The sequence below is a fragment of the Dyella sp. OK584 genome, assembly GCF_057787755.1.
Map to the genome: position 1 here is coordinate 963,421 of NZ_CM173542.1, position 17,371 is coordinate 980,791.

Below are 17,371 nucleotides of genomic sequence, written 5' to 3' on the forward strand. Positions count from 1 at the left end.
GGCATCGTGTAGGCTTGGTTCCAAGCTTGGACACAGGGGCAGCATCATGCTCACGGTACTGGTAGCAAGCAGCAAAGGCGGTTGCGGCAAGAGCACATTGGTCACCCAGTTGGCCTCGCACTGGGCGCAGGATGGCAAGCACACCGCCATCGTGGACGCCGATCGGCAGCAATCCGGCTTTCGCTGGGCTGCGCAACGCCCGGATAACGTGCCTGGCGTACTGGCGCTGGAAGGCGGCCGCAAAGCGCTGGAAAAAATCCCCACCGATACCCAGCGCGTGCTGATCGATACGCCCGCCGGCTCGCAGGAGCGCGACCTCGAACCCTATCTGGAAAAGGCCGATGTGGTGCTGGTGCCGGTGCTGCCGTCAACCTTCGACCTCGACGCGACGTTCGACTTCCTGGAACACCTCAAGCAAGTGAACCGCATCAAGCGCGGCAAGCTGCCCGTCGGTCTGGTGGGCAACCGTCTCAAGCCATGGACCAACGCCAGTCAGGATGCCATGACAAGGCTGGCGGAACAGGCACCGTTCCCCGTCGTGGCGCAGTTGAGAGACAGTCAGGCATATGTGCTGTTGGGCGCACTTGGCAAAGGTATCTTTGACTACGCTTCGGAAAACGTCCGAAGTCACCAGGAGGACTGGAAGCACCTCCTGCGCTGGATTAAGCGCCAGCAATGAATCACGCGGCCACGTTGCCTCCAGCGCGGCAAGATCTTGGAGCCAGACCTATGCACGAACTCATCCTGTTGCGACACGCCGAAGCCCAGCCCGCCACTTCCGGAGGCGACGACCAGAGCCGGCGCCTGAGCGGTCGCGGCGAGCAGGAGGCGCGGGCCGCCGGCAAATGGTTGGCCTCGCATGGCGTGAAGCCCGACCGGGTGCTGTGCTCTCCTTGCGCGCGCACCCGCGGTACCGCGGAACTGGCGCTGTCGGCCATGAAGCATGCACCGGCGCCCACATTTGTCGACGATATCTACGAAGCCACGCCGGGCGAGTTGCTCGCCTTGCTCGACCAGCATGGCGATGCCGGCACTGTGATGCTGGTCGGCCACAATCCGGGCATCGAACGGCTGGTGGCCTTGCTGGTGGAAGGCCGTTCGGACGAATTCCGCGGCATGCCGCCGGCGGGCCTGGCAGTGCTGCACCTGGACGGCGCACTGGAACCCGGCAACGCCCGCCTGGACGCCTTCTGGTCCCCATGATCTGGCGGTTCGCTGGCTGCCTGGCCATGTTGCTGCTGGCCGCGCTGCCAGCCCAGGCCGCTGATTACCGCATCGACCCTGCACGTTCGCACGCCGACTTCGGCGTGCGCCTGTTCTGGCTGAGTCAAATCAGCGGGCGCTTCGAACAGATCGATGGCGACGTGACGCTGAGCGCATTGCACGACACCGCCGTGGTCGATGCCAACATTACGGTGGACAGCATCCAGATGAGCTCGGACCGCATCCGTCGCTGGGTGCTGGCGCCGGAGTTTTTCGATGTGTCGAACTTTCCTTCGATCCGCTTCGTGTCCGAGCCCATTTCACTAGCCATGCTGGAGAAGGGTGGTGACCTGGAAGGCACGCTGACCTTGCGCGGCATCACCCGGCCCGCGCATTTTGAATTGCTGCCATCGCGCTGCCCGCTGGCCGCACCCCAGCTATGCGTGATCGCCGTGCGCGGCACCATCCGGCGCAGCGACTTTGGCATGAGCGGACACCGCACCGCGCTATCGGACAAGGTAGACCTTGGACTGTCGATCAGCCTCGATTACGCCACGCGCTGAAGCCAGTCCGTATCATGGTGCGATGCACCCGCGCTGGATCGCCCTTGCCGCACTGCTCGTTGCGATCCTGATGCTGTCGGGATGCAGCGTGTCGCCGACTCGTATCCGGCGCGCGGATGCCGTGGTCGCCGCCGACATCCAGCGTCAGCTCGATTGTGTCCGCACCGATCATTGCCCCATCGACTCACCGCTGCTGGATGCCGCGCGCGAGGCAATGGCCGACTCCACCGATGCGCAACCGGTGCACGTGGTCACGCTGCTCAACGACAGCGAAGCGGCGATGGTGGCGCGGCTCAACCTGATCCGCGCGGCGCAGCACTCCATCGATGTGCAGACCTATATCTGGGACCAGGACGACGCCGGCCAACTGGTGCTCAACGAACTGCTGCAGGCGGCGCGGCGCGGCGTGAAGGTGCGCATCCTCGCGGACCAGTTGTTCTCCTTCACCGACACCGCCCTGCTCGACCGCCTTGCCAGCGCGCACACCAACCTCGAAGTGCGCCTGTACAACCCCACATTCCACGAGGCGAAAACCTCCGCGATGGAATTTGGCGCGAGCATCGTGTGCTGCTTCCTTCATTTCAATCAGCGCATGCACAACAAGCTGCTGCTGGTGGACGACACCATCGGCATCACCGGCGGACGCAATTACCAGGACCGCTATTTCGACTGGGACGACGATTTCGACTACGTCGATCGCGACGTGATGGTGGGTGGCCCCGCGGCACACGCCATGGCAGAAAGCTTCGAGACGTTCTGGAAGCACAAGCGTTCGGCGAACCTGACTCATCTGCGTGACATCAACCGGGACATCCTCCACGCGCATGGGCCCACGCCGTGGCCGGCCCCGCATTACGCGCATCCGCTACGCGTGGCCCGCGTGCAGGAGGAAGCACAGGACGGCGACTGGCTGGACGATGTGCTGGTAAGCGAGACCTTGCGCACCGGGCGCGTGGACTACTTCAGCGACCTGCCCGCCAAGACGACACAACCGGACAAGCACAGCGCGCAGGAATTCACCGCTCACGTGATGCGCATGATCGGTGCGGCCCAGCACGAAGTGGTGCTGCAGACGCCGTATCTCGTGCTCAGCGAGCGAGCACAGGCGATCTTCGCCGGCCTGCGACAGGCGGAGTCGCCGCCACGCATCATCGTATCGACCAACTCGCTGGCTTCCACCGATGCGTTTGCGGTGTATGCGCTGTCCTACAAGCATCGCAAACGCTATCTCAAGGACTACGGCTTCGAGATCTACGAGATGAAGCCGCATGCGGTCGGTCCGGCCGAAGACAACGCCGAGGCGGCCGACGACGAAGGCCCGGAACCGTCGGTTCTAGGGGCAAGCCGGACCCGGCACCGCATGGGCACCGAGCGCGGCCTGCTCGGCAGCCACGGCGGAGCCCGCCGCAATCGACCGCCGCCGCTCACCACACCGGGGCGACGCTTCGGCCTGCACGCCAAATCCATCGTGGTGGACGACGACTTCGCCATGGTCGGCTCGCATAACTTCGACCCGCGCTCGGATCACTACAACACCGAAGCGGGCGTCATCGTCTATGACGCCCGCTTCGCCAACGCGCTGCGCGAGAGCATAATGCGCGACACGCAACCGGAGAATGCGTGGGTCATCGGGCCGCGACAGCAGGGCGACCTCAGCACAGCCATCGGCGATGTCTCCGCCAGCCTGCCGGTGTTCGACCTTTGGCCATACCGCTACGCCACCAGCTACGATCTCAAGGCTGGCTGCACGCCCATGCGGCCGAGCGATCCCGCGTTCTTCAGCTGCTATGTGCCGGTGGGTGACTTTCCGGACGTGGACATCTCGACGAAGCTGATCTACACGCGTTTGATCACTGCGTTCGGAGCCGGCGTGAAGGGCGTCCTTTAACGGGGAAGGATGCGCGCCTAATGATCGGCGGGCGTTCCATCGAAGCGCATGACCAGTTCGCCGGTCAGGCCATCGGGATGATCCGCCGGCACCGCGAAGCGCCAGCGCAGTACCGTGCGCACCGCGCGATCGTCCAGGGCGGCATCACCGCTGGTCTGCGCTATCGAAGTGTCTTCTACCCGACCGTCGCCATTGACCGCCAGACGCAGCACCACGCGCCCGCTGCCAAGAGCGGCGCGTTCAAACAGCGGCACCTTTAGCGGCGGCATGTCGATCGGCGTGAGCGTGGGCAGCGATGTCGCTGCTTCGACACGAGGTATCGCGGCTTGTAACGGAGCAGGTGAAGGAGAGGGCACGGCGTGCGCCGTTCGCGCGTGCCGACGCAGCACCGTTCGAACCTTCTCGACATGCGTGACCGCGGCGGCCGGCGGTCCCCGCCACTTGTCGGTGAACGTGCTTAGCCAGGCGGTGCCCGCAATGCCTGTGATCAATGCAAGCAGGCTCAGGCTGACGGTGGTGCGCAGACGCAACATGGCAATGAGGGTTGCGCCGCGCGACGCCGCTCAGCGCTCGAGGATGGCGGTGACGCCCATGCCGCCAGCGGTGCAGATGGAGATCAGGCCGCGACCGGAACCCTTCTGATCCAGCAGCTTCGCCAGCGTGGCGATGACACGCGCGCCAGTGGCCGCAAACGGATGCCCCGCTGCGAGGCTGGAGCCATGCACGTTGAGCTTCGCCGGGTCGATCGAACCCAGCGGCTGGTCGAGACCCAGGCGGTTCTTGCAGTAGTCCGCGCTTTCCCACGCGCGCAGCGTACACAACACCTGTGCGGCGAAGGCTTCGTGGATCTCGTAGAAATCGAAGTCCTGCAGGGTGAGCCCATGGCGCGCCAGCATGCGCGGCACCGCGATGGTCGGAGCCATCAACAAGCCTTCGCCATGCACGAAATCCACCGCCGCCACTTCCGCATCGCGGAACCAGGCCTGCACCTTCAGGCCACGTGTGGCCGCCCATTCCTCGGTACCCAGCAGCACCGCGGCGGCGCCATCGGAGAGACCGGTGGAATTGCCTGCCGTCAGCGTGCCCTGGCCAGAGCTCTTGTCGAACGCCGGCTTGAGCGACCCAAGCTTCTCCATCGTGGAGTCAGGACGCAGGAAGCCATCGCGCTTCAGAGCGCGAAACGGCACCACCAGGTCTTCAAAGAAACCGGCGTCATAAGCAGCGGCCAGCTTGCGGTGGCTGTCCAGCGCCAGCTGATCCTGGGCCTGGCGCGTGATGTGCCATTCCTTGGCCATCTTCTCGCAGTGGTCGCCCATCGACATGCCCGTGCGCGGCTCAGCCACGCCCGGAAAGGCGGGCTTGAGTTCCTTCAGCGAGAAGCCCTGGGTGGCGGCACGCAGCTTTTCCTGCCAGGTCTTGGCGCGATTGAGCGCCAGCAGGCGCTTGCGCAGGCGCTCGCCCAGCACGATCGGCACATCACTGGTGGTGTCCGAGCCGCCGGCGATGCCAGCCTCGATCTGACCGGTGGCGATCTTGTTGGCGATGATGATGGCGTTGTCCAGCGAGGTGCCGCAGGCGCGCGCCGTGGTGATCGCTGGCGTGGTCGGCGCCAGCCCGGAGGACAGCACCGCCTCACGGGCCAGATTCCACTCGGACGAGTGCCTGATCACCGCACCCATGGCCACTTCGCCCAGCTCCACGCCGTGCAGGCCGTAGCGTTCCACCAGCGACCCAAGCACCTTCACCGACATGCCGAAATTGCCGACATCGGCGTAGGCGGTGTTGTTGCGGCAGAACGGAATGCGTACACCGCCGATCACACCGACGCGCTTGAGCGTGTTTTCCATGGTTGGAACTGTCCGAAAAAGCCGAGTCCTCAAGGCTAACCCGCTCCGCCACGCCACGGAAGCCCAAAAACCCCCAATGCTAGAATTTGGTTCTTTAGCCGTTCGGGTTCGTTATCCGTGGAAGCACAAGCACTTGTCGCCCTGCCCGTGGTCCTGGCACTGGAATTGTCGGCCGGCGACACGCCCGCGCACCGCACGCTGAGCCGCGACGAAGCCGCCGAACTGGCCGCCCTGCTGGCCGCCGACCTGCACGCGCTGGTGCCGCAAGTGAACGAAGCCCGGCTGGCCGTGGCGGGCGCCTTGTTTGACGCGGTCGAGCTGCTGCGCCCGGGTTTCCCGGTCTGGGCCACGCTGGACGAGCTGGCCCGCCGTGTGCCGCGCGGCCACCTGGAGAACGTGGTGGCCTTCGGCACCCATGAAGGGCACATGCCCGCCCAGCCGCTGGAGCCGGAAGCCGCCTTCGCCGATGGCCCGATGCGGCTGTTGCCGATCTCGCTGCTGGCGCCCGAAGCGCTGGCCGAAAGCCTGTCGGAGAAGCTTGAAGTGGAACTGGTGGGTCGCGGCGAAGCCGGCGCGCGCACCGGCGACTGGCTGATGCGCACACTCGGCGTGCGGCTGGAACACGTCCGATATCTCAGCCGCAACGACCTGCTGGCACTGACCTGCGTGCAATACGAGCACGTCAACCTCGCGCCACTGTGGACCCTGCTGGAAGCCGCGTTGCTTACGCCCTATCGCGACGAATCCACCATGAGCGCCCGCGGTCTCGCCTTGCGTTACCACGACGGCAAGGTGGAGGTGCAATCGCCCGCCGATTGGCTGCGCGTCCAGGGCAGTGAGCCCAGTCAGCGCGCCCACGATTTTGCCGGCGCGGTGTTTGAATTGCGCCAGTACGCTGCCCTGCTCGAAGCGCATCACCTGCCGTTGGTGCTGACGGCACGCGATACGGCCACGACGGGTAGCGGCTACCTGATGGAAACCCTTGGCGTCGCCGACGCTGGCTACGATGCGCCCGCCCTCTACGCCCACGAAGCGCCAGGCCTAGGCGTCGTGGCGGTGACCGTGGCCCAGCGCGGCGAAGGCGGTCAGGCGCGCGTGCTGGCGCACGGTTATCCGTTGCATCCCAGTGCGTTGGGTCCGATGGTGGCAACGCTGGCTGCGCATCACGGCATTGCGGCGGATCTGCACGCGCTCGGTCGCATCATGCTCAACGCGGAAGGCCAGCTCGGCGCACCGGCCGAACCCTTGCACTAGGGAAAATTCGAGTAGATCGTCATCCCAGCGAAAGCTGGGATCCAGTGCCTCTACCACGCACCGAAGACGCTGGATTCCAGTGTTCGCTGGAATGACGAAAGAAACTTCCTCGACAGGCCCACGCGATGCCAGTCGCGAAGAAATCGAAAATACCGCAGACCCGCCTGCACAGCCGCCATCACTTGGCGCATGATGCGCGGATGGGCGCGGGGGGTGCGCCGGCGGGCGATAACCTACATGCGCCAATCCGATCACGAGTTCGTCCCGGCAGGCGGCGATGCCCAGTGGCCCGCCCACGTGCTGCAAAACGCGCCCGCGCTTATTACCTATATCGACCGTCATCGCCGCTTCCGCTTCGCCAGCGGCGCGCACAAGGCATGGATAGGGATCGATCCCCAGCGCATCGTGGGCCGCACTGTGGACGAAGTGCTCGACACCTGGAGCCTTCAACGCGCCGGCATCGGCCTGGAACGCGCGCTGGCCGGCGAACCGGCGGTGTACGAGGGCGAGCTGTTCTCCGGATCGGCACGCCGCTATGTGCACGGCAATTTCCAGCCCGACTTCGACGACGATGGCCAGGTGCGCGGCGTGTTCACGGTGTTCATCGACATCACGGACCGGCATGCGCTGGAAACCCGGCTACGCGAGAGCGAGCAGCGCCTCTACGGTGCCTTCCAGCACGCCCCCATCGGCATGGCCATGGTTTCGCCCGGTGGCTACATGCAACGGGTCAACGAGGCACTGTGCGAAATGCTGGGCTACGAGGAGCAGGAACTGCTGTCGATGTCACTGATCGACCTTACCCATCCTGACGACCTCACCATGTCGCGCGAGCTGTCGCAATCCTTGCGCGAAGGCAAATACGAAACCTATCAACTTGAGAAGCGCTACATCCATCACGATGGCCATGCGGTGCACGTACTGCTGAGCGTCTCCGTGGTGCGCGGCCTGGATGGCGAACCCTTCCAGGCGGTGGCGCAGATTCTCGATATCAGCCAGCGCAAGGCCTATGAGGAAGCCTTGTTCCGCGAGCGCGAACTGGCCGAGGTGACGTTGCGCTCCATCGGTGATGCGGTCATCACCACCGATCTGCAGCATCGCGTCACGTCGCTCAACCCCATTGCCGAGGCGATGACCGGCTGGAGCCACGCCGAGGCGCTCGGCAAACCGATGAGCGAAGTATTCAAGCTGATCGACAGCCGCACCCGCGAGCCACTCCACAATCCGTTGCTTGACGCTATCGCGCGCGACGCCATCGTGGAGCTGAAGGGCAACGCGGTCTTGCTCCACCGCAATGGCTTCGAAACACCGATCGAGGATTCAGCCGCGTCGATCCACGACCACGCCGGCAGCGTGATCGGCGGCGTGCTGGTGTTCCACGACGTGAGCGAGACGCGCGCGCTGGCGCTGAAGATGGCGCACCTGGCGCAGCATGACACGCTCACCGGCTTGCCCAACCGCAGCCTGCTGCAATCGCGGCTGGAACAGGTGCTGGCGGCCGCCATGCGCCGGCATGACCAGGCCGCGCTGCTGCATATCGACATCGACCACTTCAAGCACATCAACGACACGCTGGGTCATTCGGCTGGCGACGAACTGCTGCGCGCGTTCGCTACGCACCTGCGCAACCATCTGCGCAACGAGGACACGGTCAGCCGCGTGGGCGGCGACGAGTTCGTGGTGCTGCTGTCGCATGTGGACGGACGCTCCGGCGCCAGCCAGTTGTGCGAGAAGCTGATGCGGCTGTGGCAGGCCTCCCCTGCGAGCCACATGGGCGAGTTCAGCATTGGTTTCAGCGTGGGCATCAGCGTGTATCCGGACGATGCGAACGACGCGGAATCGATGCTTCGCAACGCCGACATCGCCACCTATGAAGTGAAGATGCAGGGCCGCAACGGCTATCGCTTCTTCACCCCGTCGATGAGCGAGCGTCCTGCCGCGCGGCTGCGCATCGAGCAGGATCTACGCAAAGCGCTGCGCCATGGCGACCTGCGACTTCACTACCAGCCAAAAGTGGACGCCCGCTCCGGTGCCATCGTGGGTGCCGAGGCACTACTACGCTGGCAGGTGGATGGACACGACGTATACCTGCCCGACCAGTTCATTCCGGTGGCGGAGGAAAGTGGGCTGATCGTGCCGATCGGCGAATGGGTGATGCGCGAAGCCTGCCGCCAGGCCGGCGAGTGGTATCGCGACGCGCGGCCCATCGTGGTGGCGGTGAACGTATCCGCACCGCAATTCCAGCACCCGGGTTTCCACGATGCGCTGCAAACGGCGCTGGAAGAAGCGCAGCTGCCGCCGTCACTGATCGAGCTGGAACTGACCGAACGCATGGTGATGTCCGCCGGCGACCAGAGCCGCGCGCTCATGCAGCGCATCAAGGATCTCGGCGTCAGCCTGGCGCTGGACGATTTCGGCACCGGCTATTGCAGCCTATCTTACCTGAAGTACTTCCCCATCGATGCGTTGAAGATCGACCGCACCTTCGTACGCGACATCGCCTCCGACGCCGACAACGCCGCCATCACCGACGCCATCATCGCCATGGCGCACGGCCTGGACATGAGCGTGGTGGCGGAGGGCGTAGAAACGCTTGCGCAGGCGGAACACCTGCGCCGCGCCGGCTGTTCGCTGCTGCAAGGTTTCCTGTTTGGCACGGCGCTGCCGCCAGAGGAATTAGGGCAGCAGTTGTCGGCAGCCTGAGGCTTGATGGTCGCGCACCCTGTGCGCGACCGGTCTTTCAGGAACGCCCAAATTCCGTCTCGTACATGAAGTAGTGGCAGCGCTCCATGCCAAGCCCGGCATAAGTGCGCTGCGCACGCTCGTTCTCCGTTTCCACATACAGGCGCAAACCCACGGCACCGGCGTCCTTCGCACGCTGCTGCACATCTTCATAGAGTTTGCGAAACACGCCTTCGCGCCGCGCCGAGTCCACCACGTATACGCTCTGGATCCACCAGAAATCGCCCGCGCGCCAGTCGCTCCATTCATAAGTGACCAGTAGGCAGCCCACCGGCTCGCCATCGCGTTCGGCCAGCAGGTAGAAGCCGCGGCGCGGTTCGTCGAACACGGCGATGACACCGCGCTCGAGTACGACCGGATCGAGCGCCTTGTTCTCGGTTTCCCAGGCCATCGCGACGTTCCACTGTGCGATATGAGAGGTATCGGCGCGCACCGCGGTGCGGGTAGTGATGGTCATGGAGATCGACTCACGGTTTGGAGGGGCGACGCGCACGCGACGCGCCCAGTTTGCGGGTAAGCGTATTGCGGCCCACGCCGAGGGCGGCGGCGGCATGCTGGCGATGGCCATCGTGCGCATCCAGTGCCACCTGCAACAACGTCTGGTCCAGCGCTTCGCAGGCGCGCGTATGGATGTCCAACTCGCCATCGGCGATGGCCTGTGCGGCCCATTCGCCGAGCGCCTGGGTCCAGCCGCTTGCCGGCGTCGTATCGCGCTGAGCACCGAGATCAGCCGGCAGTATTTCCACGCCAGGCGCGATCACCGCCAGTCGGCGGCACAGGTTTTCCAGCTCGCGCACGTTGCCGGGAAAATCACGCTGCGCAACGGCCTTCAGCGCCGCCTTGGAAAAGCGCTTGGGCGGCAGCCTCAACTCCTGCGCCGCCGTGGCGAGGAAATGCTGCGCCAGCAGCACGATGTCGTCGCGGCGCAGGCGCAGTGGCGGCAACTCGATGCGCACCACGTCGATGCGATGCTGGAGATCGGTGCGGAACTGTCCCGCCGCTACGCGCGTATCGAGATCCTGATGCGTAGCGGCGATGATGCGCACGTTGCCGCGAATCAGCTCGCGCCCACCCACACGATAGAACTCGCCGCCAGCAAGCACGCGAAGCAGCCGCGTCTGCAACGCCAACGGCATGTCGCCGATTTCGTCGAGAAACAACGTGCCGCCCTCGGCCTGCTCGAAACGACCTGCGTGGCGACGCGTGGCGCCAGTGAACGCACCGGCCTCATGGCCGAACAATTCGCTTTCCAGCAGTTCGCTGGGAATCGCCGCCGTGTTGAGCGCGACGAACGGCTTGTCACGACGCGAGCTTTCGTCGTGCAGCGCGCGCGCCACCAGTTCCTTGCCGGTGCCGGTCTCACCAGTGATCAGCACACTCAGGTCGCTGGCGGCCACGCGGCCGATGAGACGGAACACCTCTCGCATTGCTGGGCTTTCGCCGAGCAGCGCATGCGTGGGCGACACCTGCGGCGGGGGCGCGGGCACTGCCGCGGCCATCGGCGCATCGGTCAGCGCACGCTGCACCGCGGCCACGGCCTGATCGAGATCGAACGGTTTGGCGAGATAGTCCACCGCGCCCGCGCGATACGCGGCGGCGGTGGTGGCGACGTCGGTGTAAGCACTCATCACGATCACCGGCCCCACGCCTTGCACCTTCAGCGCCGAGAGCAAGGCCAGCCCGCCCTCGCCCGGCATGCGCACGTCCGTCAGCAGCAACGCCGGGCGCGCATCGCGCAACGCGGCGCGCACATCCTCGCCGTTGCCGAACTCGCGCACCATCAAGCCCGCGTCCCGCAACGCCTCGGCCAGCACGAAGCGCACGCCACGGTCGTCATCGGCGATCCAGATTTCGTGGCGCGGCTCAGTCATGTGCGTGGCCCATCGGCAGATAGAGGGAAAACACCGTTTCGTCCGGGCGGCTGACGTAGCGCAACTCGCCGCCGTGCTCACGCGCTATCTCGCGCGCCAGCGCCAGACCCAGCCCGCTGCCGTCGGCGCGGCCGGAGACCAGTGGTTCGAACAATGTGTCGCGCAATGCCACAGGCACACCGTGGCCGTCGTCGATCACATCCACCCGCAACGCCATGCGCGCCGCGCGCTCACCCAGGCGTGCAGCGGGTTCGGCGCGCGTGCGGAAGGTAAGTGCGCGCGCCCCGGCTTCAATCGCATTGCGCGCAAGGTTGAGCAGCAGCTGCAACAGACGGTCCGCGTCGCCATGGATGTCGGGCAGGCTCGGATCGTAGTCATGGCGAATCGTCGGTGGCGACGGCTCGGCCAGCAGCAGGTCGCCCAGCCGCTCCAGTTGCTCGTGAATGTTTACCGGGCCCAGTTTCGCGGCAGCGCCATCGTGGCGCAGCAGACGATTGGCCAGCGCAGTCAGGCGATCGGCTTCGGCAATGACCAGGCCTGCCAGCGAGCGCAGCTGCTCGTCGTCGACGCGCCGCTGCAACAGCTGCGCCGCGCCGCGCAGGCCGGCCAGCGGATTCTTCACCTCATGTGCGAAGCCATGCAGCGTGGCCGACAGTGGTGTATTGGAGGTGGCCGGCGGTGCCAGCGCATGCACTTCGAGCAGCAGTTCACCGGTAGCCAGCGGTTGCATCGACACGTCCATGTGCCCGGCATCACCGCGCACCGAAGGCACCTCGATGCCGCGCAACTGCAACGGCAATGGCTCACGCAGCGAACGCTCAGCCAGCGCCATCCATTCCGGCCGATGCAGCAGCACCGCCAACGACTGCCCCACCGCACTGCGCGGCCCAATTTCGAGCAACTCCGCCAACGCCGGATTCACCCACCGCAGACGCAGCTGCGCATCCGCCAGCGCCACTCCAGTCGCCAGCGGCTCGGCCCAACTACGATCTGCCGGCTCGCTCATTGCACCAATCATGGACAATGCGTCGAAATGGTGCAATGGCTTGAGTAATTAACGAATGCCGTCGTTCTTGTGAGTGTTCCCAAGCTCATAGTTTGTGCGGGTCTTACATGCTTTGGCGTTCGGCAGCTTGCACAAACTATGGCGTGCGCGCCGGTGGCGTGGCATGAAGCGGCTGCCTGAGGATGGAGGAAGGCAGCATCGCAATGGAAGAAGGGTGGGTGAGCCGGAGCGCATCGCTGCGGTAGGTCAGAAAAGTGCTCTGACCCCTTTGTCCAAAACGTAAGTGGCGCTACTTCTTGGATTGTAAGACGTAAGTGCTGCCCTTCCATACGTAGACATCTACCTTCTGCTCGACATGAATTGCTATGTGTTCATTTCCCTGTTCGTCGATGGATATGTCCGGAGCAGATTTCGAGCCAACCTCTAGGAGCTTCTCAATCTTTGCCGGGCCGACCCGATAGATCTTTATCCTATACGCACTTCCAGTAGTCCACAGCGTTACTAGCCGATCGCTTCCATCTCGAGGTGTCATCACATAGATGGGAAAATCGATAGTACTTTCCTCAAATTTGCCGGGATACTTGCATTCCTCTTGACAGGAAATGACCAGCCGGAAGCCTGGGTCATGTTCATCGTGCAGTACGTCTGCGAGGAACGTGCCGCTGTCGCCAGTGACGGTCGATCGTAGTCGTATGGACGCATCCTCGTCAGCTAAAACACCACTGGAAACGAGGAGCAGTAGCGCTGCTATCACTTTCTTAATCACGGATGGATTGTCCCCTCTAGAATTGCTTTGTGGTCCTCCCGAAACAAAGGGGTCAGAGCACTTTTCTTGGTCGGCCTTGAGGCCGGACTTTTGCTGTCCTCCCAAGCTCCGCTTCAATGGCGGCTTGGAAGCGGCTGGTTCCCAGCGCGCGCTGCCGCTGGAGGTGGGTGCGTATCTCAAGGAGCTGGTCGTCGCTGATCGCTGCTTTGAACAGTGCGCGATAGGTCGCCTGCCTTTGCACAGGATCGTGGCCAAGATTCATGTACTCCTCATGCGGGTGTATCAACGGGTCACTTGTTCCAAGAGCATTGGCGTGAAAGCTGGTCCACGGGTAATCCTCAGCAATGCCCACCATGTCCACGCATTTGCCATCATCGGCACGGGTGATGTCCTTGGTGATTGTCTGGCGCTTAGGCACCAAGGCTGAGCCTTTACCGTAATGGGTGAGAGCTTCTCCGCTTGGCCCGGGGGCATTCCACCTACGTCACCGACAATTCATCCCCGTTGGGCGTACGTCCTTCCCTAAGTATTCGAATAAGAATCCCCAACTGCTTGCGCTGCAGTGACGAGTATTCGGGAGACTTCCGGCGAATGTCTGCATCTGCCAAGTAGTGCCAAAGAAAATGTGGAATGGAAGGGCCGAGACTGTCCTCCGCAACGATGAACTCCTCAAGCGCGCGCGCGTGCCTGTACCACTCCATGAGCTCATCCTTGTTGGCGGGGATAAACTCGTCAAGTCGCTCAAGCTTTGCAGCTAAATCATGATAAGGATTTGGTTTCATATCACTTGCCAGTCCTAAACCAACGAGAATCAAAAGGCACGATATGCGCCGATCCTCCTCTGCGCAAAGAGCCCACATTTATGCGCAATACGCAAGGAGTTCTGACATGAGTAATCTCTTGCAAACGGCTATCGCAGCCCATGGTGGCTGGGAGCGCTGGCAGCAGATCAAGAAGCTGACGGCGCACGTCTCTATCGGTGGCGGCCTGTGGCACGTCAAGGGTTGGCCGGATGTCTTTGCCGACGCTCACGTGTCGATCGATCCTCATCGGCAGCACACCGAGTTTTCGCCCTTTGTCGAAACGGGCCGGCACACTTCCTTTGAATCCGACCGGGCTGCGATTGTGACCGACGACGGTAAGGTGATCGAGGAGCGTGAGTCGCCCAGGCAGGCTTTCGAGGGGCACACGATCACCACACCTTGGGACGCGCTGCACCTAACCTATTTCAGCGGTTACGCGATGTGGACCTACCTGACCACGCCGTTCCTGTTCAAGCTCCCCGGATTCCAGACGGAGGAAATCGAACCGTGGGACGAAAACGGTGAAACGTGGCGGCGACTGAAGGTCACGTTCCCAGCCGACATCCACAGCCACAGTCGCGAGCAAGTCTTCTATTTCGATGCCCCGGGCCTGCTGCGGCGGCACGACTACAGCGTCGACATCATGGGCGGCACGTCCAGCGCAAACTATGCGCTCGAACACAGGACCTTTGGGAAAATTGTCTATCCCACCAAGCGTCGCGTGTACACCATTGGCCCGGACAACCGGCCGCTGCTCGAACGCGTGGCTGTCACCATCGATATTCACGATATCGACGTGGCCTAAGCAACAGATGTGGCGGGGTCTGTTTACGGCAATTGTCGAGCGTGCCTTAGGCAACTCTGTCGCTTCCGGATGCGAGCGGCTCCTCGTCAGCGGGGAGAGAAACTGTCAATCGGCCGTTTACGCTTTGCGACTCGATCAGGAAGTTTTGCCACACCAGAAAGATCTGGTCGATGCGAAGCATCGTCCAGCCCAGCGGGCCATCCTGGCGACCCTTTATAATTTCCGCTCTTCGAACCCGATGGATTGCCATGTCTATGTCCGATATCCCCGCCTGCCCGCTCTGCGGCATGGAAAACACTTATCCGGACGGGGACAACTACATCTGCCCGGACTGTGCGCATGAATGGCCGCAGGTTTCCGCTCAGGCAGAGGATGCTGGCGTGGTGGTGCGCGACGTCAACGGCAACGTGCTCAACGGTGGCGATACCGTCGTGGTGATCAAGGATCTGAAGGTCAAGGGTTCGTCCATTCCACTCAAGCAAGGCACGGTGATCCGCAATATTCGCCTGGTCGAAGGCGATGCGGAACACATCGAAGGCAATTCGGACAAGATCAAGGGTCTTGTGCTCAAGGTCTGCTTTCTCAAGAAGGCCTGAACCGCCATGTCGCGATGGCTTATGGCGCCAGGGTGATGGTTCGCGACAGCACGGAGACGCCACGCTCATCGAAGGCCTCCACCGCCACCACGTAGCTCACACCTTTGTTCAACGAATGCAGCGTGAGCCGTGTCGGCTGGTCCGCGAAGCGTTGGTAGGTGGAGTGCAGGCGATTGGGGGCGAGACCCCAGCGCACGTTGTAGCCCACGGCGCCGGGCACGGGCGTCCACACGATTTCCGCATCGAGCGCGTCAGGCAGGCGCCTGGCGGAGACCAGCGTGGGTGCTGGCGGCAGCGGACCATCGTCATTACCAAATACGCGAAGGTCGGCGATGGCTAGCGTGTGTGCGCCGACGTGGCTGTGTACATAGCGGATGTATCGCAACCGTTCCGGATGCTGCAGTTCGAGGTAGGCGTTGGGGCGATCGCGGGTTTCGTGCGAGAGATCGAACAGCGTCGCCCAGTGTTGGCCGTCGCTTGAGCCTTCCACGCGAAATTGCGCAACGATGTCTGGCGCGTTGCCATAGCGGCCCGATTTGTAGTCTGCGAAATTCACCTGCACGGCGCGCACGCTGCGCTCGCCACCCAGGTCCAGCGTTAGCGTCTGGCCGGGTGTGTTGCTGGTGGCGACCCAGAACGTGCGGGGGTTTTCGTCCGTCGCGTCGGACGCGGGGTGATCCGGCAGCGCGGACGAAGCCGTCGCGTGTTTGCGATAGGACAGCAGCATCCAGCCGGTGAAGGTGTCTTCGTCTTCCTTCAACAGATGATCGGGCATGCGCTGCGGGAAATCGCCGAAGCGCGTGTCCACCCACATTTGGCCGTCCGAATGAAAACCGGCGCGATAAAGGCCGACGCGGCGCTCGAAAGTCCAGTTGCTGCCGATCCACGACGTGCCCGTATTCCACCAGTTGCCATAGGCGTCCTGAAAGGTGGAGCCGTGTCCCACGCCGGTAACGAAACCGCCGGCCTTCTCGCCGATCGGGTTGTAGGGCGCGTATTCGAAGGGCCCCAGCGGACCTTTGCCAACGTACACGCCCGTGCCGTAGACGTTGTATTCGGTGCCCGGCGCTGCGTATTGCAGGTAGTACCGGTCGCCGCGGCGATTCATCCAGGCGCCTTCCATGAAGGGCTTGGTGCGTTCGTCGGTGTGATCCTGGCCAAAGCGTTCCCAGCCGTGTTCGGAAGGGTGGAGCGTGAACAGCGCTTTCGGCCTGGTGAGGAAAGCCAGCCGCTTGCCCTCGCCTTCTGCTTCGTCATCGAGCTTGAGGTCGAGTTGCGCGGCGTAGAGCGGATGGACGTTGGACGAGCCCCAGTAGAGATACGTCTTGCCGTCGTCGTCCTGAAACAGACCGGGATCCCACGGGCCGGGAGGCAGGTCGCCGGGTTTCATGGTGGTCTCCGTCTCGCTGAAGACCGCGCCGGGCACAGGCGGAAGCTGGCGTGTCCAGAAATCCAGGCGGCCGTGCGCAGGATCGGTCGAATACAGCAGCGGCCGCGGCTGCGTGGCGGCCTGCATCAGAAACAGCTTGCCGCCAGCCACCAGGGTGGCTGGCGCCACCTCGCTGTCGAACGGCCAATGGCTGGGCGTCACGAACTGCCAGTGCACCAGATCGGTGGAACGCCAGTAACCGTCGGCGAGCGTGAGGAACAGATAGTAGGCGTCGCCGTAGCGCACGACCGCCGGGTCGGCGCCCGTGCGATAGGAAATGCCCTCGTTCATCTGCTCGAAGTTGTAGCGGTAGTCGATATCGACCGGATTGGCCCAGGTGCGGCCGGACGAGGGGTCTGCGGCCATGGCCGGAGCGAAGACACCTGAGGCGAGCAGGCCTATCGCCAGCAGGTGACTAAGAAGGCGGCGGGCGGCAATCGGACCGGGCAAGGACATGGCGTTTGCTCGTGCAGTGCGTTTTTTGGGATGGCCTGTATTGATTACGCGGGCCTGTCTGTAAGAGACTTCCAACTTGGCACGTAAACGTTTACATCCTAGCCCCGCCTTGCTGGGCCGACTACCCACCTCTGCTGAAGGA

General features: G+C 63.6%; 18 protein-coding genes. 8 read left to right on the forward strand and 10 right to left on the reverse strand.

What is annotated here, in order from left to right:
- The first annotated feature begins 46 nt into the window (after window positions 1–46).
- The 4 genes from AC3CBN_RS04255 to AC3CBN_RS04270 are packed head-to-tail and all read left to right on the forward strand — an operon-like array spanning window position 47 to window position 3,654.
- Entirely contained in the window at window positions 47–679 is a 633-nt protein-coding gene (locus AC3CBN_RS04255) for a nucleotide-binding protein (RefSeq protein WP_488635575.1), read from the forward strand.
- Window positions 680–729: 50 nt separating this feature from the next.
- On the forward strand, window positions 730–1,203 hold the full coding sequence (locus tag AC3CBN_RS04260) for a SixA phosphatase family protein (protein WP_488635576.1): 474 nt from the start codon (window positions 730–732) through the stop codon (window positions 1,201–1,203).
- Window positions 1,200–1,766: a YceI family protein gene (locus AC3CBN_RS04265; RefSeq protein WP_488635577.1), complete on the forward strand. Its 567-nt coding sequence runs from the start codon at window positions 1,200–1,202 to the stop codon at window positions 1,764–1,766. Before AC3CBN_RS04260 ends, AC3CBN_RS04265 begins: the two co-directional genes overlap by 4 nt.
- A gap of 22 nt (window positions 1,767–1,788) precedes the next feature.
- The gene (locus tag AC3CBN_RS04270) at window positions 1,789–3,654 is read left to right on the forward strand and encodes a phospholipase D-like domain-containing protein (RefSeq protein ID WP_488635578.1); all 1,866 of its coding nucleotides are present in this window, start codon (window positions 1,789–1,791) and stop codon (window positions 3,652–3,654) included.
- Window positions 3,655–3,671: 17 nt separating this feature from the next.
- On the opposite strand, the gene AC3CBN_RS04275 is transcribed toward AC3CBN_RS04270, so the two are convergent.
- Window positions 3,672–4,187, reverse strand: coding sequence for an energy transducer TonB (locus AC3CBN_RS04275; RefSeq protein WP_488635579.1), 516 nt, complete (start codon window positions 4,185–4,187; stop codon window positions 3,672–3,674).
- 30 nt (window positions 4,188–4,217) lie between these two features.
- Window positions 4,218–5,501 (reverse strand): acetyl-CoA C-acetyltransferase, encoded by a 1,284-nt coding sequence (locus AC3CBN_RS04280; protein WP_488635580.1) that lies wholly within the window; start codon window positions 5,499–5,501, stop codon window positions 4,218–4,220.
- A 117-nt stretch (window positions 5,502–5,618) separates the two neighbouring features.
- Between AC3CBN_RS04280 and AC3CBN_RS04285 the strand changes: the two genes are divergently transcribed.
- Both AC3CBN_RS04285 and AC3CBN_RS04290 read left to right on the forward strand, forming a co-directional pair.
- Complete coding sequence (locus tag AC3CBN_RS04285; protein WP_488635581.1) at window positions 5,619–6,755, forward strand: hypothetical protein; 1,137 nt, start codon at window positions 5,619–5,621, stop codon at window positions 6,753–6,755.
- A gap of 237 nt (window positions 6,756–6,992) precedes the next feature.
- Window positions 6,993–9,458: a sensor domain-containing protein gene (locus AC3CBN_RS04290; RefSeq protein WP_488635582.1), complete on the forward strand. Its 2,466-nt coding sequence runs from the start codon at window positions 6,993–6,995 to the stop codon at window positions 9,456–9,458.
- Window positions 9,459–9,495: 37 nt separating this feature from the next.
- Here AC3CBN_RS04290 and AC3CBN_RS04295 read toward each other — a convergent pair whose 3' ends face one another.
- From AC3CBN_RS04295 to AC3CBN_RS04320, 6 genes are all read right to left on the reverse strand, one after another.
- On the reverse strand, window positions 9,496–9,954 hold the full coding sequence (locus AC3CBN_RS04295) for a GNAT family N-acetyltransferase (RefSeq protein WP_488635583.1): 459 nt from the start codon (window positions 9,952–9,954) through the stop codon (window positions 9,496–9,498).
- A gap of 10 nt (window positions 9,955–9,964) precedes the next feature.
- On the reverse strand, window positions 9,965–11,368 hold the full coding sequence (gene ntrC, locus AC3CBN_RS04300) for a nitrogen regulation protein NR(I) (protein WP_488635584.1): 1,404 nt from the start codon (window positions 11,366–11,368) through the stop codon (window positions 9,965–9,967).
- Window positions 11,361–12,374 (reverse strand): two-component system sensor histidine kinase NtrB, encoded by a 1,014-nt coding sequence (locus tag AC3CBN_RS04305; RefSeq protein WP_488635585.1) that lies wholly within the window; start codon window positions 12,372–12,374, stop codon window positions 11,361–11,363. The genes ntrC and AC3CBN_RS04305 overlap by 8 nt, the downstream gene beginning before the upstream one ends.
- Window positions 12,375–12,663: 289 nt before the next feature.
- The gene (locus tag AC3CBN_RS04310) at window positions 12,664–13,140 is read right to left on the reverse strand and encodes a hypothetical protein (protein ID WP_488635586.1); all 477 of its coding nucleotides are present in this window, start codon (window positions 13,138–13,140) and stop codon (window positions 12,664–12,666) included.
- A 52-nt stretch (window positions 13,141–13,192) separates the two neighbouring features.
- On the reverse strand, window positions 13,193–13,558 hold the full coding sequence (locus AC3CBN_RS04315; RefSeq protein ID WP_488635587.1) for a hypothetical protein: 366 nt from the start codon (window positions 13,556–13,558) through the stop codon (window positions 13,193–13,195).
- 61 nt (window positions 13,559–13,619) lie between these two features.
- On the reverse strand, window positions 13,620–13,922 hold the full coding sequence (locus tag AC3CBN_RS04320; protein ID WP_488635588.1) for a hypothetical protein: 303 nt from the start codon (window positions 13,920–13,922) through the stop codon (window positions 13,620–13,622).
- Between the two features lie 106 nt (window positions 13,923–14,028).
- Here AC3CBN_RS04320 and AC3CBN_RS04325 point away from each other — a divergent pair, with 106 nt between their 5' ends.
- Window positions 14,029–14,748: a hypothetical protein gene (locus tag AC3CBN_RS04325; RefSeq protein ID WP_488635589.1), complete on the forward strand. Its 720-nt coding sequence runs from the start codon at window positions 14,029–14,031 to the stop codon at window positions 14,746–14,748.
- Between the two features lie 46 nt (window positions 14,749–14,794).
- On the opposite strand, the gene AC3CBN_RS04330 is transcribed toward AC3CBN_RS04325, so the two are convergent.
- Window positions 14,795–14,998, reverse strand: a complete 204-nt coding sequence (locus tag AC3CBN_RS04330; protein ID WP_488635590.1) for a hypothetical protein — start codon at window positions 14,996–14,998, stop codon at window positions 14,795–14,797.
- A gap of 4 nt (window positions 14,999–15,002) precedes the next feature.
- Here AC3CBN_RS04330 and AC3CBN_RS04335 point away from each other — a divergent pair, with 4 nt between their 5' ends.
- Window positions 15,003–15,344 carry a zinc ribbon domain-containing protein YjdM gene (locus tag AC3CBN_RS04335; RefSeq protein ID WP_488636665.1) on the forward strand — a complete coding sequence of 114 codons (342 nt, stop codon included), beginning with the start codon at window positions 15,003–15,005 and terminating at the stop codon, window positions 15,342–15,344.
- Between the two features lie 19 nt (window positions 15,345–15,363).
- Here AC3CBN_RS04335 and AC3CBN_RS04340 read toward each other — a convergent pair whose 3' ends face one another.
- Window positions 15,364–17,229 (reverse strand): family 43 glycosylhydrolase, encoded by a 1,866-nt coding sequence (locus tag AC3CBN_RS04340; RefSeq protein WP_488635591.1) that lies wholly within the window; start codon window positions 17,227–17,229, stop codon window positions 15,364–15,366.
- Window positions 17,230–17,371 lie beyond the last annotated feature (142 nt).